This window comes from Microcystis sp. LE18-22.4A (assembly GCF_027531105.1).
GTDB lineage: Bacteria > Cyanobacteriota > Cyanobacteriia > Cyanobacteriales > Microcystaceae > Microcystis > Microcystis aeruginosa.
The window spans coordinates 21,888-41,817 of the sequence record NZ_JAPZRB010000272.1 but is presented as its reverse complement, the minus strand read 5'-3'; the positions used below and the strand labels follow the sequence as shown (position 1 = coordinate 41,817).

Annotated in this window: 22 protein-coding genes, 1 tRNA gene and 1 pseudogene; 14 read left to right on the top strand and 10 right to left on the bottom strand. The window is 44.5% G+C overall.

Annotation, left to right across the window (positions count from 1 at the left end; genetic code table 11):
• Positions 1-102: 102 nt before the first annotated feature.
• From O9295_RS12810 to O9295_RS12800, 3 genes are all read left to right on the top strand, one after another.
• Positions 103-258, top strand: a complete 156-nt coding sequence (locus O9295_RS12810) for a DNA-binding protein (RefSeq protein ID WP_288033176.1) — start codon at positions 103-105, stop codon at positions 256-258.
• A 62-nt stretch (positions 259-320) separates the two neighbouring features.
• Positions 321-572 carry a CHAT domain-containing protein gene (locus tag O9295_RS12805; RefSeq protein WP_341275483.1) on the top strand — a complete coding sequence of 84 codons (252 nt, stop codon included), beginning with the start codon at positions 321-323 and terminating at the stop codon, positions 570-572.
• A 365-nt stretch (positions 573-937) separates the two neighbouring features.
• The gene (locus tag O9295_RS12800) at positions 938-1,273 is read left to right on the top strand and encodes an LPP leucine zipper domain-containing protein (RefSeq protein WP_149978404.1); all 336 of its coding nucleotides are present in this window, start codon (positions 938-940) and stop codon (positions 1,271-1,273) included.
• A 56-nt stretch (positions 1,274-1,329) separates the two neighbouring features.
• On the opposite strand, the pseudogene ureC reads toward O9295_RS12800, so the two are convergent.
• A pseudogene (gene ureC / locus O9295_RS12795) lies at positions 1,330-1,596 on the bottom strand (urease subunit alpha); the annotation flags it as partial.
• A 92-nt stretch (positions 1,597-1,688) separates the two neighbouring features.
• On the opposite strand from ureC, the gene O9295_RS12790 reads away from it, so the two are divergent.
• Entirely contained in the window at positions 1,689-2,186 is a 498-nt protein-coding gene (locus O9295_RS12790) for an HNH endonuclease (protein ID WP_002759301.1), read from the top strand.
• Here the strand turns inward: O9295_RS12790 and O9295_RS12785 are convergent.
• The 3 genes from O9295_RS12785 to O9295_RS12775 form a co-directional block, all read right to left on the bottom strand.
• Entirely contained in the window at positions 2,183-2,536 is a 354-nt protein-coding gene (locus tag O9295_RS12785) for a hypothetical protein (protein WP_288033174.1), read from the bottom strand. The genes O9295_RS12790 and O9295_RS12785 overlap by 4 nt on opposite strands.
• Positions 2,537-2,626: 90 nt before the next feature.
• The gene (hypD, locus tag O9295_RS12780) at positions 2,627-3,736 is read right to left on the bottom strand and encodes a hydrogenase formation protein HypD (RefSeq protein WP_288033171.1); all 1,110 of its coding nucleotides are present in this window, start codon (positions 3,734-3,736) and stop codon (positions 2,627-2,629) included.
• 145 nt (positions 3,737-3,881) lie between these two features.
• Positions 3,882-4,145, bottom strand: a complete 264-nt coding sequence (locus O9295_RS12775; protein WP_002797289.1) for a HypC/HybG/HupF family hydrogenase formation chaperone — start codon at positions 4,143-4,145, stop codon at positions 3,882-3,884.
• A gap of 394 nt (positions 4,146-4,539) precedes the next feature.
• Between O9295_RS12775 and O9295_RS12770 the strand changes: the two genes are divergently transcribed.
• The 4 genes from O9295_RS12770 to O9295_RS27840 all read left to right on the top strand — a co-directional run bounded on the left by O9295_RS12770 (position 4,540) and on the right by O9295_RS27840 (position 10,398).
• A complete protein-coding gene (locus tag O9295_RS12770) occupies positions 4,540-6,441 on the top strand; it encodes a thiamine pyrophosphate-binding protein (protein ID WP_288033169.1) in 1,902 nt (633 codons plus the stop codon).
• Between the two features lie 419 nt (positions 6,442-6,860).
• Complete coding sequence (clpB, locus tag O9295_RS12765) at positions 6,861-9,479, top strand: ATP-dependent chaperone ClpB (protein ID WP_288033167.1); 2,619 nt, start codon at positions 6,861-6,863, stop codon at positions 9,477-9,479.
• Between the two features lie 286 nt (positions 9,480-9,765).
• A complete protein-coding gene (locus tag O9295_RS27845; protein WP_288033165.1) occupies positions 9,766-10,050 on the top strand; it encodes a PDDEXK family nuclease in 285 nt (94 codons plus the stop codon).
• 9 nt (positions 10,051-10,059) lie between these two features.
• Positions 10,060-10,398, top strand: coding sequence for a Uma2 family endonuclease (locus O9295_RS27840; RefSeq protein ID WP_502846501.1), 339 nt, complete (start codon positions 10,060-10,062; stop codon positions 10,396-10,398).
• 102 nt (positions 10,399-10,500) lie between these two features.
• Here the strand turns inward: O9295_RS27840 and O9295_RS12750 are convergent.
• A tRNA-Leu gene (locus O9295_RS12750) sits at positions 10,501-10,583 on the bottom strand.
• Positions 10,584-10,656: 73 nt separating this feature from the next.
• Between O9295_RS12750 and lgt the strand changes: the two genes are divergently transcribed.
• Positions 10,657-11,508 carry a prolipoprotein diacylglyceryl transferase gene (gene lgt / locus O9295_RS12745; protein WP_288033163.1) on the top strand — a complete coding sequence of 284 codons (852 nt, stop codon included), beginning with the start codon at positions 10,657-10,659 and terminating at the stop codon, positions 11,506-11,508.
• 12 nt (positions 11,509-11,520) lie between these two features.
• Positions 11,521-12,471, top strand: coding sequence for a branched-chain amino acid ABC transporter permease (locus O9295_RS12740; protein WP_002757675.1), 951 nt, complete (start codon positions 11,521-11,523; stop codon positions 12,469-12,471).
• Between the two features lie 6 nt (positions 12,472-12,477).
• Here O9295_RS12740 and O9295_RS12735 read toward each other — a convergent pair whose 3' ends face one another.
• The 3 genes from O9295_RS12735 to O9295_RS12725 form a co-directional block, all read right to left on the bottom strand.
• Positions 12,478-13,476 carry a Gfo/Idh/MocA family protein gene (locus O9295_RS12735; protein WP_288033162.1) on the bottom strand — a complete coding sequence of 333 codons (999 nt, stop codon included), beginning with the start codon at positions 13,474-13,476 and terminating at the stop codon, positions 12,478-12,480.
• Between the two features lie 276 nt (positions 13,477-13,752).
• Positions 13,753-14,028: a hypothetical protein gene (locus tag O9295_RS12730; RefSeq protein WP_045356513.1), complete on the bottom strand. Its 276-nt coding sequence runs from the start codon at positions 14,026-14,028 to the stop codon at positions 13,753-13,755.
• Positions 14,029-14,404: 376 nt separating this feature from the next.
• Complete coding sequence (locus O9295_RS12725; RefSeq protein ID WP_061431476.1) at positions 14,405-14,965, bottom strand: DciA family protein; 561 nt, start codon at positions 14,963-14,965, stop codon at positions 14,405-14,407.
• Positions 14,966-15,043: 78 nt separating this feature from the next.
• Here O9295_RS12725 and O9295_RS12720 point away from each other — a divergent pair, with 78 nt between their 5' ends.
• The 3 genes from O9295_RS12720 to O9295_RS12710 all read left to right on the top strand — a co-directional run bounded on the left by O9295_RS12720 (position 15,044) and on the right by O9295_RS12710 (position 17,594).
• The gene (locus O9295_RS12720) at positions 15,044-15,934 is read left to right on the top strand and encodes a hypothetical protein (protein ID WP_002757679.1); all 891 of its coding nucleotides are present in this window, start codon (positions 15,044-15,046) and stop codon (positions 15,932-15,934) included.
• A gap of 22 nt (positions 15,935-15,956) precedes the next feature.
• Positions 15,957-16,613: a PspA/IM30 family protein gene (locus tag O9295_RS12715; RefSeq protein WP_288033161.1), complete on the top strand. Its 657-nt coding sequence runs from the start codon at positions 15,957-15,959 to the stop codon at positions 16,611-16,613.
• A 207-nt stretch (positions 16,614-16,820) separates the two neighbouring features.
• Complete coding sequence (locus O9295_RS12710; protein ID WP_147073245.1) at positions 16,821-17,594, top strand: PspA/IM30 family protein; 774 nt, start codon at positions 16,821-16,823, stop codon at positions 17,592-17,594.
• A 171-nt stretch (positions 17,595-17,765) separates the two neighbouring features.
• On the opposite strand, the gene O9295_RS12705 is transcribed toward O9295_RS12710, so the two are convergent.
• On the bottom strand, positions 17,766-18,005 hold the full coding sequence (locus O9295_RS12705) for a hypothetical protein (protein ID WP_147073243.1): 240 nt from the start codon (positions 18,003-18,005) through the stop codon (positions 17,766-17,768).
• A 35-nt stretch (positions 18,006-18,040) separates the two neighbouring features.
• A complete protein-coding gene (locus O9295_RS12700; RefSeq protein ID WP_186814375.1) occupies positions 18,041-18,178 on the bottom strand; it encodes a hypothetical protein in 138 nt (45 codons plus the stop codon).
• Positions 18,179-18,777: 599 nt separating this feature from the next.
• Here O9295_RS12700 and O9295_RS12695 point away from each other — a divergent pair.
• The gene (locus O9295_RS12695; protein WP_288033159.1) at positions 18,778-19,926 is read left to right on the top strand and encodes a Re/Si-specific NAD(P)(+) transhydrogenase subunit alpha; all 1,149 of its coding nucleotides are present in this window, start codon (positions 18,778-18,780) and stop codon (positions 19,924-19,926) included.
• Positions 19,927-19,930 lie beyond the last annotated feature (4 nt).

Here is a 19,930-nt window from a genome sequence, read left to right as displayed (position 1 = left end):
CCATCACAAACATGACAGCAGTGAAGAAAATGTAATCTCGTCCGCTGCTCCAACGCTCTTAGAAGTTCTTCAGGAAATTACCGCCAGAATCAGGAGTTTTCTATGAATGAACTAAAAGGAATCAGTATCAATAAACTGATTCAATATCTTTCCACCAACACTTTAGCCGAATTTAATGCCTATACTAGATTTAAGGAAATGGCAGCTAATGGCAACCCAGAAGAAGGATTGAAAATCTTGGCTAAATTTGATAATTAATATACAGTATAAAGCATTAATTATCATCAAAAAATCGCCAAACTAGAAGCGTAGGTGAAGGGATTTATGGTCTGCGTCGCGCTTTAGTTATTGCTGGAGCAGAAAGCCAACTAATTAGCCTTTGGAAAGTATCTGATGACGCGACTAAAGATTTAATGGTCGCCTATTATGGACGCTTACAAAAAGGAGAAGGACGCAGTGAAGCTTTACGACAAATTCAATTAGGAATGCTCAAGGGTGAGAAGCAAAAACATCCTTTTTATTGGTCAAGTTTTATTCCTTCTGGTGATGCAACTTCGATGCAATTTGACTGATTAAGGGTTAGGAGTTAAACTTAGTAGTAAAATTATTGGTAAGTAAGTAGGTAGGCACAATTATTTGTAGGATGGGTTAGCGGTAGCGTAACCCATGCGGGCGTTGGGTTTCATGCTTCAACCCAACCTACGTTTATTTTATATTTAATTCCACCCACCTACTTACCTAAGCAAAATTAATTACACATCCAAACCGTCAGCAGTTACTCCGTCAGCTTTTTGCTGTGATCAGTAAACAGTGAACTAAAAACTCAAATCTGATCCCGTCTCCCGTCTCCCGTCTCCTGTCTCCTGTCTCCTGTCTCGACTGGGAAATTAATTTTGCACGACTACTTATCACAAACAATTACTAGGAGAGTCACACAATGGCAACATTTACAGAAAACGACCTCAAAGAATTAAAAGACTTTATTGTAGGACAATTCAAAGAAGTTAATGACAAAATAGACAAGTCATCTGAACAACTTAATGGCAAAATAGACAGATTATCTGAACAACTTAATAGCAAAATAGACAAGCTATCTGAAGAAGTGAATAACTTAAGAGTTGACATAGCAAATATTAAAGGAGAATTAACAGGCGTGAATAAACGACTAGATAACTTGGAATTTACTAATCGAATCATCTTTGTTGCTATTGTTGCTGCACTAATGGCAGGATTAGTTAAGTTATTTTTACCAAACCTTCCTACTAATCCTTAACTGTGATTCAAAAAGAAAACGGGTTTTTTCAAAAAACCCGTTTCCTGAAATCGAATTCAAAATAAGAAATAGCGTTGGGCCATGGGTAAAACCGTAGCGGGTTCACAGATTAATAATTCCCCGTCAGCACGCACCTCGTAGGTTTCGGGATTAACTTCCATGCGCGGTAAAGCGTCATTAAGCTTCATACTAGCCTTACTGATATTGCGCGTATTCGACACGGCTACGGCGGTTTTTTTCAGCTTTAACTTCTCAGGAATGCCCGCTTTCATAGCATATTTAGAAACAAATGTCAAGGAAGTTTTGGCGATCGCAATGAAAAAAGCTCCCCACTTCCCCAACAGTGAATAATAGGTTCCCATCTCAGGGATCTGTGTTACCATGCGGGGTAAATTCAAGCGATCTCCAGACACCTATGAGCAAGGTTCTCGTGTTGAATGCCTCCTACGAACCGCTAAATATTACCAGTTGGCGGCGTGCGATCGTTTTATTGTTGAAAGGAAAAGCTGAATCCCTAGAACATAACGGAAAAGTTGTTTGTCGTGACTTACCCCTACCCTCCGTTATCCGTCTTAGGCAATACGTCCGTGTTCCCTACAAGGAAATTCCTTTAACCCGTCGTAATATTCTTGAACGAGATCATCACACCTGTCAATACTGTCTCTACCGAGGTGAACAATTAACCATCGATCATGTGATTCCCCGTTCTCGCGGAGGGGGTGATACCTGGGAGAATTTAGTGGCGGCTTGTGTGCGTTGTAATGTGCATAAAGGCAATCGTACACCAAAAGAGGCCAATATGTCCCTGCACGCCCAACCCCGTCGTCCCTACAGCAGTCTCCACTTTGAGCTATTAAAGCACACCAGGGGCAATCACAATCACGAATGGCGTAAATATGTCATCGGTATTTAGGGTGAAAAGGGCATGGTGAAACCAAGACCAAAATTGATTCCCATGCCATTATTATTAGTCTGGGTGCGAGGATTGGCAACTCCCGTGCCTAGATAAACCGCACAACCAGGACAGGGGGAATTGACTCGGTAGCGCACCGCCATGGGATCATTGGGATCGGTGATAGTTACTCCCTGATGGTTTAAATCTTTAATTAGATTGGTGACGGGTTTGAAAAAATCGGCGCTGGGGGGTTGACTTGGTTGCAGTTCTAGGGTTTGTTCTTGGGAAGCAAGAACGATTTCCGAAGCGATAATTAGCAGCACAGAGGTAGTTAAGCCAAATAAACCCAGATTATTTTTGATCTTCATCTTTTTTATCACCGAGAGATTGTTAATTTCTTCTGGTGATAATTCTAGCGTTTCCTCACCGGAAAGGAACCTAATCAGTAAAAAAATTTACTAATTTCTACCATACTTATAATAAGCGGCACAAGCACCTTCACTAGAAACCATACAAGTACCGATGGGATGTTCGGGAGTACAAGCAGTCCCAAATACTTTACATTCCCAGGGTTTTAAAACACCTTTAAGAATTTCGCCACACTGACAAGCTTTGTGATCTTTAACGCGCTGATTGGGTAGGGTAAATTTTTTCTCCGCATCAAAATTACTGTACTCATCTCGCAGTTTTAACCCTCCTTGTGCAATTTCTCCTAAACCTCGCCATTCAAACTGATCCCGCAGTTCAAAAACTTGGTCGATTGCCGATAAAGCGACTCTATTTCCTTGATTTTGTACCACTCGATCGTACTGATTTTCGATCTCACATCTCTGCTCATCTAATTGTTTTAATACCATCCAAATTGATTGGAGAATATCCAAGGGTTCAAACCCAGAAACTACCACAGGTTTATGATATTCTTGGGCAATAACTTGATAGGGTTCTGTGCCAATTACCATGCTAACATGACCGGGACCAACAAAACCGTCTAACTGTAGATACGGGTTATCTAACAAAGCTTTCAGAGCGGGAATAATCACCACATGATTAGAAAATAAACTAAAATTAGTGATACCATCTCTTTGGGCTTCTAAAACGGTTAAAGCTGTGCTAGGAACGGTTGTTTCAAAACCTAATGCTAGAAATATTACTTCTTTATCGAGATTTTCTCTGGCAATTTTTAAGGCATCGCGAGGAGAATAAACCATGCGAATATCATCACCTTTTGCTCGCGCTTGCAGCAGACTCAAATGGGAACCGGGGACACGCATAGTATCGCCAAAAGTTGTCAGAATTACGTTCGGTTGTTGTGCGAGAAAAATGGCATCATCTAAACGACCTCGCGGCATTACACAAACGGGACATCCAGGACCATGAATTAATTCGATAGTTTCCGGAAGTATGGCCTCGATACCGTATCTAAAAATTGAGTGGGTATGACCTCCACAAACCTCCATAATTTTAGTAACTTTTTCCCGCTTTTCAGAGATTCTTATCGATAATTGTTCAATTTGTTGAATTAATGCTGCCGCTTTAACGGGATCACGAAATTCATCAACGTATTTCATAACAAGCTTTCTCTCTATAAGTGGTTGGACAAAAGTAAAGTTAATTGTGGAGCCGGTCGTCGGTCGTCAGTAATAATTAATTGCCGTAATTTACATTTCTTAAGATAGACAACAGAATTAATTTGTGGCTAACTAATTAAGAACATTAATTATGATTAAATTCTTCCTCTAATTCCAATAATTGTGTTAATAAATTTAAGGTTTCTTGCGCCTCATCTTCATCGATTCGATTCATGGCAAAACCCACATGAACTAATACCCAATCCCCTACACAAGTATTAGCGGGATGGTCTTCATCAACAATACAAGCGATATTTACTTCTCTTTTTACACCCCCCACATCGACGAGAGCCAGATGATGGTTTTCATCAATAATTGCCGTAATTTGTCCCGGTATGCCTAAACACATAGTTTTTACCTTAAATCTAGTTTTTGTTAATTATGGGCTGATTTTTTGGCTAGAGATTGCAGTAATATCAACCGAGAATCAGGTCATACTTCATCCCTCTAAGAAACGCTATACAGTCAAAGGTTATCCTTTTTACTTTTTCCTTTCCCCTTTCCCCTTTTTACTCGGTCTTAGCTGCCATTCTGGACCATTGCCCTCAAGAACAGCTTTTTTTCCCGTATCTTTTTTAAGATTTCCCCCGTCCCGCACCGTGGACGCTATCCCAGCAGGGGTAAAACTTTTGTATTAGGGACTACATCAATGATAAGAAATTATTCAATCAATCGATCGGGTGACATTCTAGGCTATGATTTCCCTGACTATAGTTATTTCTCTACATTAAGGAAAATCTACGATGACAACCTTTCCCATCGATTTGAGCGCCTATAAACCCATCAGTCTCGACCCCAGTAACCCCACCCTCACCGACGACCAAAGAAGCGCCCTAAAAGCCAATATCCAACTCTGTCGCGATGCTATCATCTTTTTTACTGCCACGGGTGCGGCCCGGGGTGTGGGTGGACACACCGGCGGCCCCTACGATACCGTCCCGGAAGTGGTGATTCTCGATGCTCTTTTCCGCGGTCAACCTAGTCAATTTGTACCAATTTTCTTCGATGAAGCGGGACACCGCGTCGGTACTCAATATCTCATGTCTGCGTTAGAAGGTTCTTTACCCCCAGAACAATTAATGCACTACCGCGAGGCTAATTCTAAACTCCCCGGACACCCGGAATTAGGATTAACCCCCGGCGTAAAATTTAGTTCTGGCCGTTTAGGACATATGTGGCCCTACGTTAACGGTGTCGCTTTAGCTAACCCCGGAAAAACCGTTTTTTGTTTAGGTTCCGATGGTTCTCAACAGGAAGGCAATGACGCAGAAGCTGCCCGTTTAGCCGTGGCTCAACACATCAATGTTAAGCTGATTATTGATGATAATGATGTGACGATTGCTGGTAATCCTTCCAAATATTTACCCGGTTATGATGTGGCCAAAACTCTCGTTGGCCATGGTCTAAAAGTGTTAGTGGGAGATGGGGAAGATATCGATAGTTTGTATCGCAATATCTGTGAAGCAATTAATACTCCTGGCCCGATTGCGATTATTAATAAACGTCCCATGTGTCCCGGTATTGAAGGTTTAGAAGGTTCTAACCACGGTCATGATGTGATTTCTGTACCCTTGGCTTTGAAATATTTAGAGGCAAAAGGACACAGTGCCGCCGTGGAATATCTCAACAGTATTAAGAAGCCTTCTAATGACTATAAATTCCTCGGTTCTGGGGATAAATGGGGTTCTAACCGCAACGTTTTCGGTGAAGCAGTAGTCAGTCTTTTAGGCAAAATGAGCGAGGAAGAACGCAAGGCTAAGGTATTAGTAGTAGATAGCGATTTAGAGGGTTCCTGCGGTCTGAAAATTATCCACGATAAACATCCCGAAGTGTTTATTCCTTCCGGTATTATGGAACGGGGCAATCTTTCGGCAGCCGCTGGTTTTGGTATGGAAAAAGGTAAACAGGGAATTTTCGCCACCTTTGCCGCTTTTCTAGAAATGTGTATTTCTGAAATCACCATGGCCCGCTTGAATTATTCTAATCTTTTATGTCATTTTTCCCATTCTGGTATCGATGACATGGCGGATAATACCTGTCACTTTGGTTTGAATAATTTCTTTGCCGATAATGGACTGGATGACGGTTACGAAACCCGTCTTTATTTCCCGGCCGATGCGGCACAAATGACCGCTTGTGTTGAGGCAACTTTCCATCAACCCGGTTTACGTTTTATCTTCTCGACTCGTTCTAAAACTCCCAATATTCTTGATACTAACGGTAATAATTTCTTTGGCGATGGTTATACCTTTGTCCCCGGAAAAGATGAAGTAATTCGAGAAGGCACTGCCGGTTATATCATCAGCTTTGGCGATGGTTTATACCGCGCTTTAGATGCAGTGGAACGCTTAAAACAAGAAGGTATTGACGTGGGTTTAATTAATAAACCGACTCTCAATGTGGTGGATGAAGAAATTATCGCTAAAGTTGGTAATTCTCCCTTTGTTTTAGTGGTAGAAGCATTTAACCGTCGTACGGGTTTAGGTAGCCGTTATGGTTCTTGGTTACTCGAACGCGGTTTAACTCCTAAATACGCCTATATCGGTACTCACCATGAAGGTTGTGGCGGTTTATGGGAACAATTCCCCCACCAAGGTATTGACCCAGTTGGTATCATTAGTAAAGTTAAATCTTTAATCGCTTAGAGAGTATTTTAGGGGGGAATTAATCAGTCATCAGTTATCAGTAAACAGTCATCAGAACGTAGGTTGGGTTGAAGCATGAAACCCAACGCCTGCATCGGTTACGCTACCGCTAACCCATCCTACAAATAATTGTGCCTCCCTACTTAGGTTTTAGATTCGGCCCTTGTAAACAGTCATCAGTAATCAGTAATCACTGGACATCTTTAATAATTAAGATTTTAGCTTGGTTGAGAGATTGAACATTTGTACTAAAATTTCCCCGAAGCAGTTTAAATCCATTACAGCTGATCAACTTTAGCGGCTTAAATCGCACCATTGAGGGGAAATCCCCCTTAACTAGGTACGGTAAGCCCCTAGAAGCCAACAAACCGGTCAATCTAGAATAGTCTCAAGGGTATAAAAGTAATCTCTTATAGAAAATGCAGCCAACCAATCCACAACAATTTACAGAAAAAGCTTGGGAGGCAATCGTCAAAACGCCGGACATTGCCAAACAGAACAGCCAGCAACAAATCGAAAGCGAACATCTAATGAAAGCCCTACTGGAACAGGAGGGATTAGCGGGCAGTGTCTTTAGTAAAGCTAATATTAGTCTAGCCCGTTTGCGGGATCGAACCGATGATTTTATCCGTCGTCAACCGAAAATCTCTAACCCCGGCGACTCGATTTATTTAGGTCGTAGTTTAGATAGTTTACTCGATCGAGCAGAAAATTATCGCCGAGAATTTGGAGATGACTTTATCTCGATCGAGCATTTGATTTTAGGTTACGCTAAAGATGATCGCTTCGGTAAAAATATTTTTCAAGAATTCGGACTTACCGAAAACAAACTCAAGGAAATTATTCAACAAGTCAGAGGTAGTCAAAAAGTGACCGATCAGAATCCAGAAGGCAAATATGAGGCCCTAGCAAAATACGGACGGGATCTCACCCAATTGGCACGGGAAGGTAAATTAGACCCCGTAATTGGACGGGATGACGAAATCCGTCGCACCATTCAGATCCTCTCGCGTCGGACTAAAAATAACCCAGTTTTAATCGGGGAACCGGGAGTAGGAAAAACAGCCATTGTCGAAGGATTAGCCCAGCGGATTATTAACCGTGATGTGCCAGAATCTCTGTTAGATCGGACTCTCATTTCTCTCGATTTAGGTGGCTTAATTGCGGGAGCAAAATATCGCGGAGAATTTGAGGAAAGATTAAAAGCTGTCCTCAAGGAAGTCACCGATTCCCAAGGCAATATCATCATGTTTATTGATGAAATTCATACCGTTGTCGGTGCGGGAGCCACTCAAGGGGCAATGGATGCGGGCAATTTATTAAAACCAATGTTAGCCCGGGGTGAATTGCGTTGTATCGGAGCCACTACCCTCGATGAATACCGCAAATATATCGAAAAAGATGCGGCATTAGAAAGACGCTTCCAAGAGGTTTTAGTGGATGAACCAAATGTGGTCGATACTATTTCGATTCTTCGCGGTCTCAAAGAACGTTATGAGGTGCATCATGGGGTGAAAATTGCCGATAATGCTTTAGTGGCAGCGGCACTGCTTTCTAATCGTTATATTAGCGATCGCTTTTTGCCAGACAAGGCCATTGATTTAGTTGATGAAGCGGCGGCAAAATTGAAGATGGAAATCACTTCTAAACCAGAAGAACTCGATGAAATTGATCGCAAAATTCTCCAGTTAGAAATGGAAAAACTTTCCCTACAACGGGAATACGATCCAGCTTCGCGAGAACGGTTAGAAAAGTTAGAAAAAGAACTGGCTAACCTCAAGGAAGAACAATCGGGATTAAATGCCCAATGGCAAGGGGAAAAAGAGATTATCGATAAAGTTCGTGGGGTTAAAGAAGCGATCGAACAAGTTAATCTGGAAATTCAACAGGCCGAACGAGATTATGATTATAATCGCGCCGCGGAATTAAAGTTCGGAAAATTAACCGATCTGCAGCGGCAAATGTCCGCCCTAGAAACTCAATTGGCCGACAAACAAACCACCGGTAAAAGTTTATTAAGGGAAGAAGTTCTCGAATCGGATATCGCCGAAATTATCTCGAAATGGACGGGAATTCCTCTCAATAAATTAATCGAATCGGAAAAAGAAAAACTCCTCAATCTGGAAGAGGAATTACACGAAAGTGTCATCGGTCAAGAGGAAGCGGTGACAGCCGTGGCCGAAGCGATTCAACGTTCCCGCGCCGGTTTATCGGATCCCAACCGTCCCACGGCCAGCTTTATTTTCCTCGGTCCGACGGGTGTTGGCAAGACAGAATTGGCGAAAGCTTTAGCGCGCAATCTCTTTGACACGGAAGAGGCTCTAGTTCGCATCGATATGTCGGAATACATGGAAAAACACAGCGTTTCCCGTCTCATGGGTGCGCCTCCGGGATACGTCGGCTACGATGAAGGGGGACAACTAACCGAGGCAATCCGGCGTCGTCCCTACTCTGTCATCCTCTTTGATGAGATTGAAAAAGCCCATCCCGACGTTTTTAACGTTATGTTACAAATCCTTGACGATGGGCGCTTAACCGACTCTCAAGGTCATCTGGTTGATTTCAAAAATACCATCATTATTATGACCAGTAATATCGGTTCTCAATACATTTTAGACGTGGCTGGTGATGAGTCTCGTTACGAGGAAATGCAGGCGCGGGTGATGGAAGCAATGCGGAATAGTTTCCGTCCCGAATTCCTCAATCGTATCGATGAAACGATCATTTTCCATAGTTTACAAAAAGCGCAACTGCGATCGATTGTCAAACTACAGGTAGCCAATCTCAGTGATCGCTTGATGGAACAAAAATTAGCCCTGAAACTTGCCGATATTGCCCTCGATTATCTAGCAGAAATTGGTTATGACCCAGTGTACGGTGCGCGACCCTTAAAACGGGCAGTACAAAGATATGTGGAAACTCCGATCGCTAAGGCAATTCTGCGCGGCGAATTCAAAGGGGGAGACACGATTTTTGTCGATGTGGCCGATGAAAGATTGACCTTTAAACGGTTAGCTTCCCCGGTAGTAACTGCTTAATTAAGTAGGGTTTGCTGAAAAAGTTTTTCGGTGGTGGCAGGGTGTGGGGTGTGGGGTGTGGGGTGTGGGGTTTTACTCATTTTCAGGTGGTCAATTACCTAATTTTCAGGAAAAAAGTCCAGGGATTTTCCCCCCAATCACTCCAAAGTTCGGCACTTTTTGAGGTCAAAAAAGTCTAAAAACCTTATCCAACAAGGTTTTTAGATTTATTCAGCAGACCCTAAGTAAGGGTGGGCCATGCTCACCCTTTGATTATTATAGAAGCAGGGTATTTTTGCTTGAATCTATGACTGTAACACTGCTCGCACCACCGGCTGAAATAATTCACCTGTCCGGGATTAGCTGGGAAACCTACGAAACGCTGCTAGAAGAAATGAGCGATCGCCGTCTGCGGCTGACCTACAATCGTGGCAATTTAGAAATCATGGCTCCTTCGACCGGACACGAATTTAGTAAAACCCTCATCGGTCGCTTTGTCGAAACCCTAGCGGAAGAATCAACAGTCCCGATTTATCCCCTCGGTTCTACCACCTTTAAACGCCCTCAATTAAGCGGTGCAGAACCGGATTAATGTTTTTACATTGATAATATTGAGGCGGTTCGGGGGAAAAAGCGACTGGACTTAAATGAAGACCCTGCACCGGATTTAGTCATAGAAATTGATGTCACCAGCAGTTCTCAAAATCGCCTTCAGGTTTATGCAGATCTAGGCGTGGCAGAGGTTTGGGTTTATAATGGGGAATCTCTGGTTATCCAACAATTACAAAATGGCAGTTATATCACCTCCCCAACCAGTCAATTTTTTATAAATATTCCTATTTCAGAGATTGCTATATTTTTACAACAAGCTGGCCAGACAGATTACCTAGAGTTAGTAAAAGCATTTCGGAATTGGGTAAGAAGTCAGCTGAAAAAATAAATCTGAACCGGAGTCTCAAAAATGGAAATTAACAAGTTTCCCCTTTTGGGTCGTCGGTCGTCAACACCAAATCAGGTTACACCTCATCGACCCGAAGGTTAATGCGGATGGAGGGACTCGAACCCACACATCGAAAAGATACTAGAACCTAAATCTAGCGCGTCTACCAATTCCGCCACATCCGCAAATATGTCAGCTTATTCCATCATAGCATAAGATACTATAGGAAAGATAAAATTTTTTATTCTTAATAATTTTATGCTCTTAGGTTTTGTCTTTCAGTCCCCCGGTCCGATCCTCTGGGAGATCGGACCGATTTCGGTGCGCTGGTATGGATTTCTCATCGCTATGGCGGTATTATTGGGTGTCACCCTCTCCCAGTACCTCGCCCAAAAAAGAGCGATCGATCCCGATTTAATCGCCGATTTGGCCATTTGGTTAGTAGTGGGGGCCATACCTGCGGCCCGTCTGTACTATGTTCTCTTTCAGTGGCAAGAATACGCGCAAAATCCTGCTGATATTATCGCCATTTGGAAGGGAGGTATCGCCATTCACGGGGCAATTATCGGGGGTTTGCTGGCAGCCCTAATCTTTGCCCGCATTAATCGGGTTTCTCTTTGGCAATTACTTGATCTGGTGGCCCCTTCAGTTATTCTCGGTCAAGCGATCGGACGTTGGGGTAACTTTTTTAATTCGGAAGCTTTTGGCAGTCCGACTAATTTACCTTGGAAGTTGTTTATTCCTCCGGCTAGTCGTCCTTTAGAATATATCGCCGTCGATTATTTTCACCCCACCTTTCTCTACGAATCTCTCTGGAATCTGGCAGTTTTTGCCCTACTCATCTATCTATTTTTCTGGGGTTTAAAACACCCTAGTAAATTAAAAATTGGCACCCTTACCCTAGTCTATTTTATCGCCTACAGTCTAGGTAGATTCTGGATCGAGGGGCTACGCACCGATAGTTTAATGTTTGGGCTTTTGAAAATGGCGCAAATAATTAGTTTAGGAGCGATCGCTATCGGTATTTTCGGTTTATTCTGGTTATATAAACTGCAGCGTCCTTTACCGGATGTGGTGGCGACCGTCAGTTATAATCAAAAGTTACCCTAGCTAACCCTGACAATGGATCTAGTAACGATTTTTCAACAGGTTTTAAACGGTTTATCGATCGGTAGTGTCTATGCTATTTTTGCCCTCGGTTACACTTTGATTTTTTCCATTTTAGGGATTATCAATTTTGCCCATGGCGCAATTTTTACCCTCGGTGCCTATTTTACCTACGCTCTAGCGGGGGGAGTTTTCGGTTTTAATGGTTTATTGGCTAATGCCAAATTACCCTTTTCCTTACCCTTTTTTTTGGCACTCTTGCTAGGCTGTATCCTTTCAGGTTTCACCTCGGTTCTTCTGGAAAGATTGGCCTTTAAACCCCTCCGGGTACGGGGTTCCGATTCTCTCTTAACTCTGGTTTCTAGCCTAGGGGCAGCCGTGGTGATTGTCAATGTCATTCAATACTTATTCGGGGCAGAAATTTATACTTTTCCCGATGGTATTTATGGCAATCTTCCCCCCGCAATTAATTTCGGTACAGCCGATCGCCCCGTGGCAATTCGCACAATTCAGATTATTATTTTTCTGGTTTCAGCAGTTATGGTGGCTTTGCTAACTTATTGGGTTAATTTCACCAAAATGGGCAAAGCTTTACAAGCGGTAGCTGAAGATGTCACCACGGCCAGTTTGTTGGGTATCAATCCCGAAAAATTTATCGTGATTACCTTTTTTATCAGTGGTGCCTTGGCAGGTTTAGCAGGAACTTTAGTCGGTTCTAGTGTTAGTATCGCTGGCCCCTATTTCGGTATTGCTTTCGGATTAAAAGGTTTAGGAGTGATTGTTTTAGGGGGATTGGGAAGTATCCCCGGAGCAGTAATCGGTGGTTTATTATTGGGTATTGCCGAAGCTTTTGTTCCCGCAGAATATTCCGGTTATCGAGAGGCGATCGCTTTTGCTATTCTCTTTATTATGTTGTTAGTTCGTCCCCAGGGTTTACTAGGCAGAAAGTTAATTCAAAAAGTCTAAGTCGGTTTAATTGGCCCGGAGAAAAACTGTTTTTCCCGACAAGGAAGATTGATAGGCAGCGTATGCCACTTCTAGGGCATAAAGACTGGCTTGGGGAGTAACATAAAGAGGAACCCGATCGAACAGATAATCTAGCACCATGGCGGTATCTTTGGCAAAAAGACCGCGACGGGTTTCCACTTCTAAAGCTTGGCTACCTTCACTATTAATTAACTGCCCTGTTTCCCCTTCAAAAATTAAGCTGCCCCCCTCGCCATGAATAGTGAAAGTTCGCTCATTTTGCCAAAAAACTTCGCCTTTACCGTAGGTAACTTCAGCAATTAAGCCATTTTTAAATAATAACTGCGCCTCACACAAACAGGCCAGAAAATAATCGGATTCCGGGGCATTCCAATAACGACAATGACAGGATACGGACTCCACTTCTCCAAATAAATTAGTAAAGCGATGGATACGAGAAAGGGCAGCGATCAAAGGAAAACCGAATAAATCCCGATGAAATGTCCAGCGCCGGGGTGCCGGTCTGCCGGGGGCGATCGTGGTATAACGGGCTAGGTGGATATTGCCGAGGCTGGCTAAATACTGCTGTTGGGTTTGATGCAGTCCCCCCAAAAGTTCAATATGTTCGACGTGCAGTAATTTGTTCTCGGTTTCGGCTAGGGTGATTAATTCTGCTGCCGCTGCCGGGTGAAAAGCTAGGGGATACTCGACGATAACGTGCTTACCGAATTTTAAGGCAGTACGGGCGATCGAGGCATGGGCCTGATTAACGTTGGCAACGACAATCAGATCGAGATCGGGATGGCTGGCCAGGCTTACTGCCGAATCTAGGGTAGAAATTTGGTATTTTTGCGAGAAATTAGCGATCGATTCGGCACTATTACCGCTAACATACAAAAGCTGGGCGCGATCATCCGCTTGCAAGCTTTCAGCGCGACGTTGAGCGGCGAACCCTGTCCCAACTATACCAATTTTCAGGGGATGATTAGAAGTCATCGGGGGCATTCTGGCGACATTAATTATCGGGAAGTGGGGTGCGGGGTGTGGGGTGCGGGGAGATAGGGAGATAGGGGAATTTCAACTAATACCCCAAAACCCTAAAACCCCAACTCTCAACTCCTGAGTACTTTCTACAGCAATTCTGCCTTTCCTAGCTTTATCTTGGCAATTAACTGATCTATTATCTCAAAAATAGCACTCTAAAAGATGTGGGAGGGTGAATTCATTCATATTTTTAATGGGCAACGCCAATTTTTTGCTCCTGTTTAGGCCCCAGATCTTCTAAACCGCGATCGGTTGTCGGGGAGCATGACGACTAGGGGAAACCACCACGGGAGTTGGCGACACTGTACAGGTTAATTCTAGAGACTGTTCTAAACTAACCACCCGATTGAGTTGTTGCCATTCAGTACTAAAAGGAGGCATCGCTAGAGCGCAGGCTTTCCAATGAGCTTCGACGGGAACATCTAGTTGTTGACAAGTGCCACCGCGCCGACCTTGGGTTTGATAGTATCGGCAGTATCGACAGGAAGAGGTAAGAAAGTTTGCGGCTTGCATGGGTTGGCTTTAAAAGGAAGATGATTATAGGGAACTCAAGGGATGACTCTCTTTTCGCTCTGTGTAATATTGTCCTACCCTGTGCCAAGGGTATTTTCCTGACTACCACAGCTAGAACTGATATGCCATATAGTTTTTAGTGATCCCCAAAAAAAATTTTGTTTTTAGAATCTTTTAATAGTTACTTTGCAAAAAGCAGCACTGTCTCAAAACAGAGGAGTTAAACTCAGTTGTGGCCGAGGTTATTGGGTCTAGTATCAGCAATAACAGAACGGGGATCAAGCCTTAGCTCGATAGAATTGATGAATACAGGTTCAATTAAGACAGAAAAGATCGGCCAATTGATTCCTGACTCAAAACCACTCTTTCCACAATACTATAAAAAAATTGCATCTTTTACCCCGCCCGACTGGGCAAAACAAAAAGCACAACATTGCCAACGCTCAAGCTCTCCGGAGGGAGTGGGAGACTGACAACGAGGGCAAATTGGCCAGGATCGGGTTCTATGACGTATTTTCTGGCTCCAAGTCTCTAAAATGTCCGGTTGCTGGGGATTTTCTGGCGGTTTTTCTGGGGTGACATAGCTAGGATGATCTCTGAGGGAATTAGGCGCGATCGCTTCTAGCGGAATTAACTGACTATCCTGCTGCCAACGGGCAGCAGAAAAGCGGATATCGCTCAAGGGAGTCTCTAACTGACTATTAAGCCGTTTTAATAAGCTATAGCGTTGTAAAGACAATTCCTGTGCTAAAGCGGCGCTATTGGTAGCCACCGATAAAACCCCGCGACTCAGGGAAAAAGGCCGGGTTTGCTCAAGCAGACGGGGATTAATAATTTTTGGCCACAATTGCAGCACTTGATCATAGTGGCGATATTCTTCCCAACCCGCCTGTTGAGTAATAACCGCCAAAATTTTGTCAAGAGAATGTAAAGACATCTGGAAAATCTAGGGAATACCACGGTACACTAGGACGAAAAAACCCCCTAACTTTTCAGCATAACCTTTAATACCCTCATGAAATCCGATCGATCCCCATCCCCCCAAGATTCCCCTCTCTCGATCGTTCATCAACCCAGTTCAGCCATCGATCCCGCTCGGGAACCAGAATACCTAGAAGCTGCTGTCATTAACGTCTATCCCCAAGCTGAAGATCTCTTTTTTACCCCTTGGGGTATCCGGGCAATGGTGATCTTTTTAATTGCTAATAGTCTCCTCAGTCTCAATCAATGGTTAACCAATACTACCCCCACCCCGAGGAAAACTGAGAATTCCCCCCTCGAGCAGCGCCAAAATAACTCCCGCCACCTCGATCGATTGATAGCGATCGCTCGTCCGGTACAGAAAACTCCTCAAACCAGTCCGATCGTTAATATTCCCGCTCCTCCGGTTAAAACTAGCCCGATCGCTAACATTCCCGCCCCACCAGTGGTTCAGAGTCCCCCCACCGCTATCAATCTGACTAATGCCCTCTTACCCCCGAATCCGCCACCATCCCCAATGCCGGCCCATCAATTACCCGTCAGTAAGATCAAGCAATCTTTACCCGTCGCCCCCCCGAACCCCAGCACCCCGCCCGTATCTTCCCTAGTTTCTGCACCACCGCCACCACCGCCCCAAGTCACCCCCGCCCCCTCGACCGCGATCATTAACGAACGAATGTTGGAGGAATTGCGTCAAAGAGAAGAATCACCCGCTAATTTACCCTTTTTTCAACGGGAAAAAGCCCGTCGCTTGGCCAATCAAAACCGACAGGAGGCGGTGGAGTTAATGAAACAGTTACCGCCAGAATTACAAGCATCCCCTTCTCCCAGTAGTCCGGCACCTTCAGAAACAGCCGATCCCTCCCAGTCCCCCGTCCCTAGTTCTATCATTATTGATAGGAGCGGCACTTCGGTAAACTATTAGGGTTGGTATCGGGAGGACGGCAATGGGTTTGTTAGATCGCATGGGTCAAGCAATTCGCGCCCAAGTCAATAGTCTGATTCAGGAAAATCAAGATCCAGAAAAACTGCTGGAAAAGGCGATCTTGGCGATGGAAGGGGAATTGATGCAAATGCGACAAGCCCTGGCGGCAGCCGTCGCTACCCAGAAACGTACCGAGCGCCAACGACAACAACAGGAAAAAGCGGCCCAAACTTGGCACGAACGCGCCCAATTAGCCCTACATCACGGTAACGAGGAACTCGCCCGCCAAGCTCTCAGCCAATGGCAAACCTATCAAAGTCAGATCGCCCCCCTACAAACCTCCCTGCAACAACAGACGGCTATTATACAAAAGTTAAAGAAAGAACTCTTGACAATTGAACGCAAATATGCTGAGATGAAAGCACAAAAAAGCCTTTATGTGGCCAGATTGCGATCGGCGAGTGCCAGTCAAAAAGCCCAAGAAATTATGGGCAGTTTGAACAGCAGTCAGATGGGAACTATTTTCGAGAAATTAGAAGCAAAAGTCCTAGAAGCCGAATCCCAAGCCGATTTAATCGGGTATAAAGACCCCTTAGAGCGACAATTCCAAGATTTGGAGGGACAAAAACAAATTGAAGCGGAATTACTCAAGTTAAAACAAGAAAACTTGGATGGGTGATGTGGGAAGTGGGGTGTGGGGTGTGGGGTGTAGGGTCTGGGGTGTGGGGTGTGGGGAGAAAAAAGCTGTCTCCTGACTCTTGACTCCTAACTCCTATCCCCTATCCTAGCTCTCGTGGTTTATATTGGATAATAAGCCGTTAGGCAAGATAGGAAATTTTAAGAACAGTTAACTGATTTAGTACACACCGAGAGGAACAAGAGCGTCATGGGTTTATTCGATCGCCTTAGCCGAGTTGTCCGAGCTAACCTCAATGATATGGTGAGCAAGGCTGAAGATCCAGAAAAAATGCTGGAACAAGCTGTCAGTGATATGCAAGAGGATCTAGTACAGGTACGTCAAGCGGTCGCTAGAGCGATCGCCGAACAGCGACAAACGGAACAAAAATACAGCAAAGACCAGTCAGAAGCCAATAAATGGGAACAAAGAGCCAAATTAGCCCTTGCTAAAGGGGATGAAACTCTCGCCAGGGAAGCTCTTAAACGCAAGAAAGATTTCACGGAAACCGCCGCCATTCTCAAAAATCAACTGGATCAGCAAACGGTACAGGTAGATAGTCTGAGAAAAAACTTGATTGCGCTCGAAAGTAAGATTTCTGAGGCAAAAACCAAGAAAAATATGTTAGTAGCTCGCTCCAGAGCCGCAAAAGCTAACGAAGAACTCCAAAAAACCCTCGGCAGTATCAATACCAGTAGTTCCGTGGGTGCTTTTGAGCGCATGGAAGCAAAAGTTATCGAGTTAGAAGCCACTAGTCAAGCTTACGGTGAATTGGGTGGCATCGGCATCGAAAATCAATTCGCTGCACTAGAATCGGGTAGCGATGTGGATGATGAATTAGCACTGCTAAAAGCACAAATGTCCGGGGGAGCATTACCTGGTACAGCTTCTAGTCAACCCACTTTACCCCAAGCAACCACCGTCAGGGATTCGGCAGTGGATGCGGAATTAGAGGAATTGCGATCGAAGTTAAAAGAACTGTAAAACTTTGAGAGCGTCGAGACGTACTATCTACGGTACGTCTCTATTTATTGAGTTTGTTGTTGAGATAGGGAATATTAATTGCTAGTCATAAAGAAAAAACATCCCCCATCTTTTGCGGGTAAAGTGGCGATCAACTGTCATTGATCGCCCCTAACCTGAATTTTCACTCGCTTAAGGGTTTGGTTGATCTGGGTCAGAAAGTCGGTGTTTGTTGGCTTCTTCAATGGCTCTCCTTACTTTTTCTCCTCTTCTTTCCGCTTCTCTTACCTGTTGCTCTAATTCTGGAAAGCTATTTTGAGAAGAAATGCTGATAACATTTCGACCTGCTTCTACGGCTAAAAATCCCAGTCCCAAAATCAAGGCAATTCGGACGATAATGCTGTCAATTTTTCGTTTTTCGTTGTCGTTCATAGTTTTAGGCAAATTCTAAAGTATTGACTAAAAATTTAATCAGAGCAATCTTTTCTGGATCGGGCAATTGAGCGGCGACTCGGAATAATATCCGCTGCTTTTGCCTTCTCTAATTCTAAAACCGATTCTACATCTTCTAATTGGGCGGTTAATTCTGCGAGGCTAATATTCAAAAATTTAGCAATTTTGCCAATATTCTCGCGTTATGGGCAAGAATACCTGCGAAAACAGGTTCCCAATGCCTGAGTCGGTAGAGCCATCGCTCTGGCTAATTCCGATCTGAAAGAGTGGTTAGCTGCGTTGGTACGGCTAAAAGCACAAATGTTACTGGGTAACACTGCCCATCCACCCACCGTCAGGGATTCAGCAGTAGATGCAGAATTAGCGGAATTGCGATCGAAGTTAAAAGAACTGTAAAACTTTGAGATTGTCGAGACCTATTACAGCCTTTCTCATCAATATGAAGTATAACCTAAATTGGTATCTACGACTGAAAACTGACTACTGTTAAACTTTCCAGCGTTTCCCAGAACAAAAACTTTGTACCTCATCATTAGAAAAAAATTCCCAAACAATGGCGCTCAAAACCCTTTAATTCTGAAGATAATCCTAAGATTCAGCCCGAAAAAGAGCCAGAAAGGTGAGGATAGCTAGGATGGAAGTGAAAAGCAATTTTGACTCGAAATTATCCCAGGGGATTGATCGCATTTAACGAAACCCTTACCCTAACACCATAAGACAAGAGAAGGACTTATTAAGGAGAAACCCAGCCATGAAAATCGGCGTAATCAAAGAAAGTGACCAAGGCGAGGCGCGGGTGGCGCTAGTGCCGGATACCGTCGCCCGTTTAGTCAAGGCGGGATTTGAGGTAATTGTCGAAAATGGGGCGGGAATTAGCGCTAACTTTGCCGATAGTGCCTATAGTGCCGTGGGAGCCGCCCTGAGCGAAAACAGCGAATATATCTATGAAACTGCCGATATTATTCTCAAAGTCGTCCCTCCTAGCGATAGCGAGATCGATCGCCTGAAAAATGGTGGTATTCTCATCGGCTTTCTCGATCCCCTGCGGCAACCCCGGCGCATTGCCAAATTAGCCGAGCGCGGGATCACCGCTTTGAGCATGGAATTAATTCCCCGCAGTAGTCGCGCCCAGAGCATGGATGCCCTCTCCTCTCAGGCTAACCTCGCCGGTTACAAAGCGGTACTCCTCGCCGCCGTGCAGCTGCCGAAAATGTTCCCGATGATGACTACCGCCGCCGGGACGATCGCCCCAGCCAAAGTGCTGGTATTGGGGGCAGGAGTTGCCGGATTGCAAGCTTGCGCCACCGCCCGCCGTTTGGGGGCAGTGGTGGAGGCTTTTGATATTCGTCCCCAAGTCAAAGAAGAAGTGCAGAGTGTCGGGGCGAAATTTATTGAAATGCCCCTAGAAGAAGATACCGTCGCCGATAACGGTTATGCCAAAGAGGTTTCCCTTAGCACACAGGAGCGCATTTGTCAAGCCCTAACGGAACCAATTAAGCGGGCTGATGTGGTGATCACCACCGCCCAAGTACCGGGGAAACAGGCCCCGCTGCTAGTCACCAAAGAAATGATCGCCACCATGAAAGCGGGGTCGGTAATCGTTGATTTAGCGGCGGAACAGGGCGGAAATTGCGCCTACACCCAACCGGGACGAGAAATCATCGTTAATGGGGTAAAAATCGTCGGAGCCGTTAATCTTCCTGCCACAGTGGCCACCAATGCCAGCCAGATGTACGCCAAAAACCTGCAAATGCTGCTACAGCTTCTAGTCAGCAAAGAGGGCAGTTTAAACCTCGATTTTGCCGATGACATCATTGATAGTGCCTGTGTCACCCACGCCGGCGAAATCCGCAACCAACGCATTAAATCCGCCCTCAGTGAACAGTTATCCGCTTTTTAGCTAT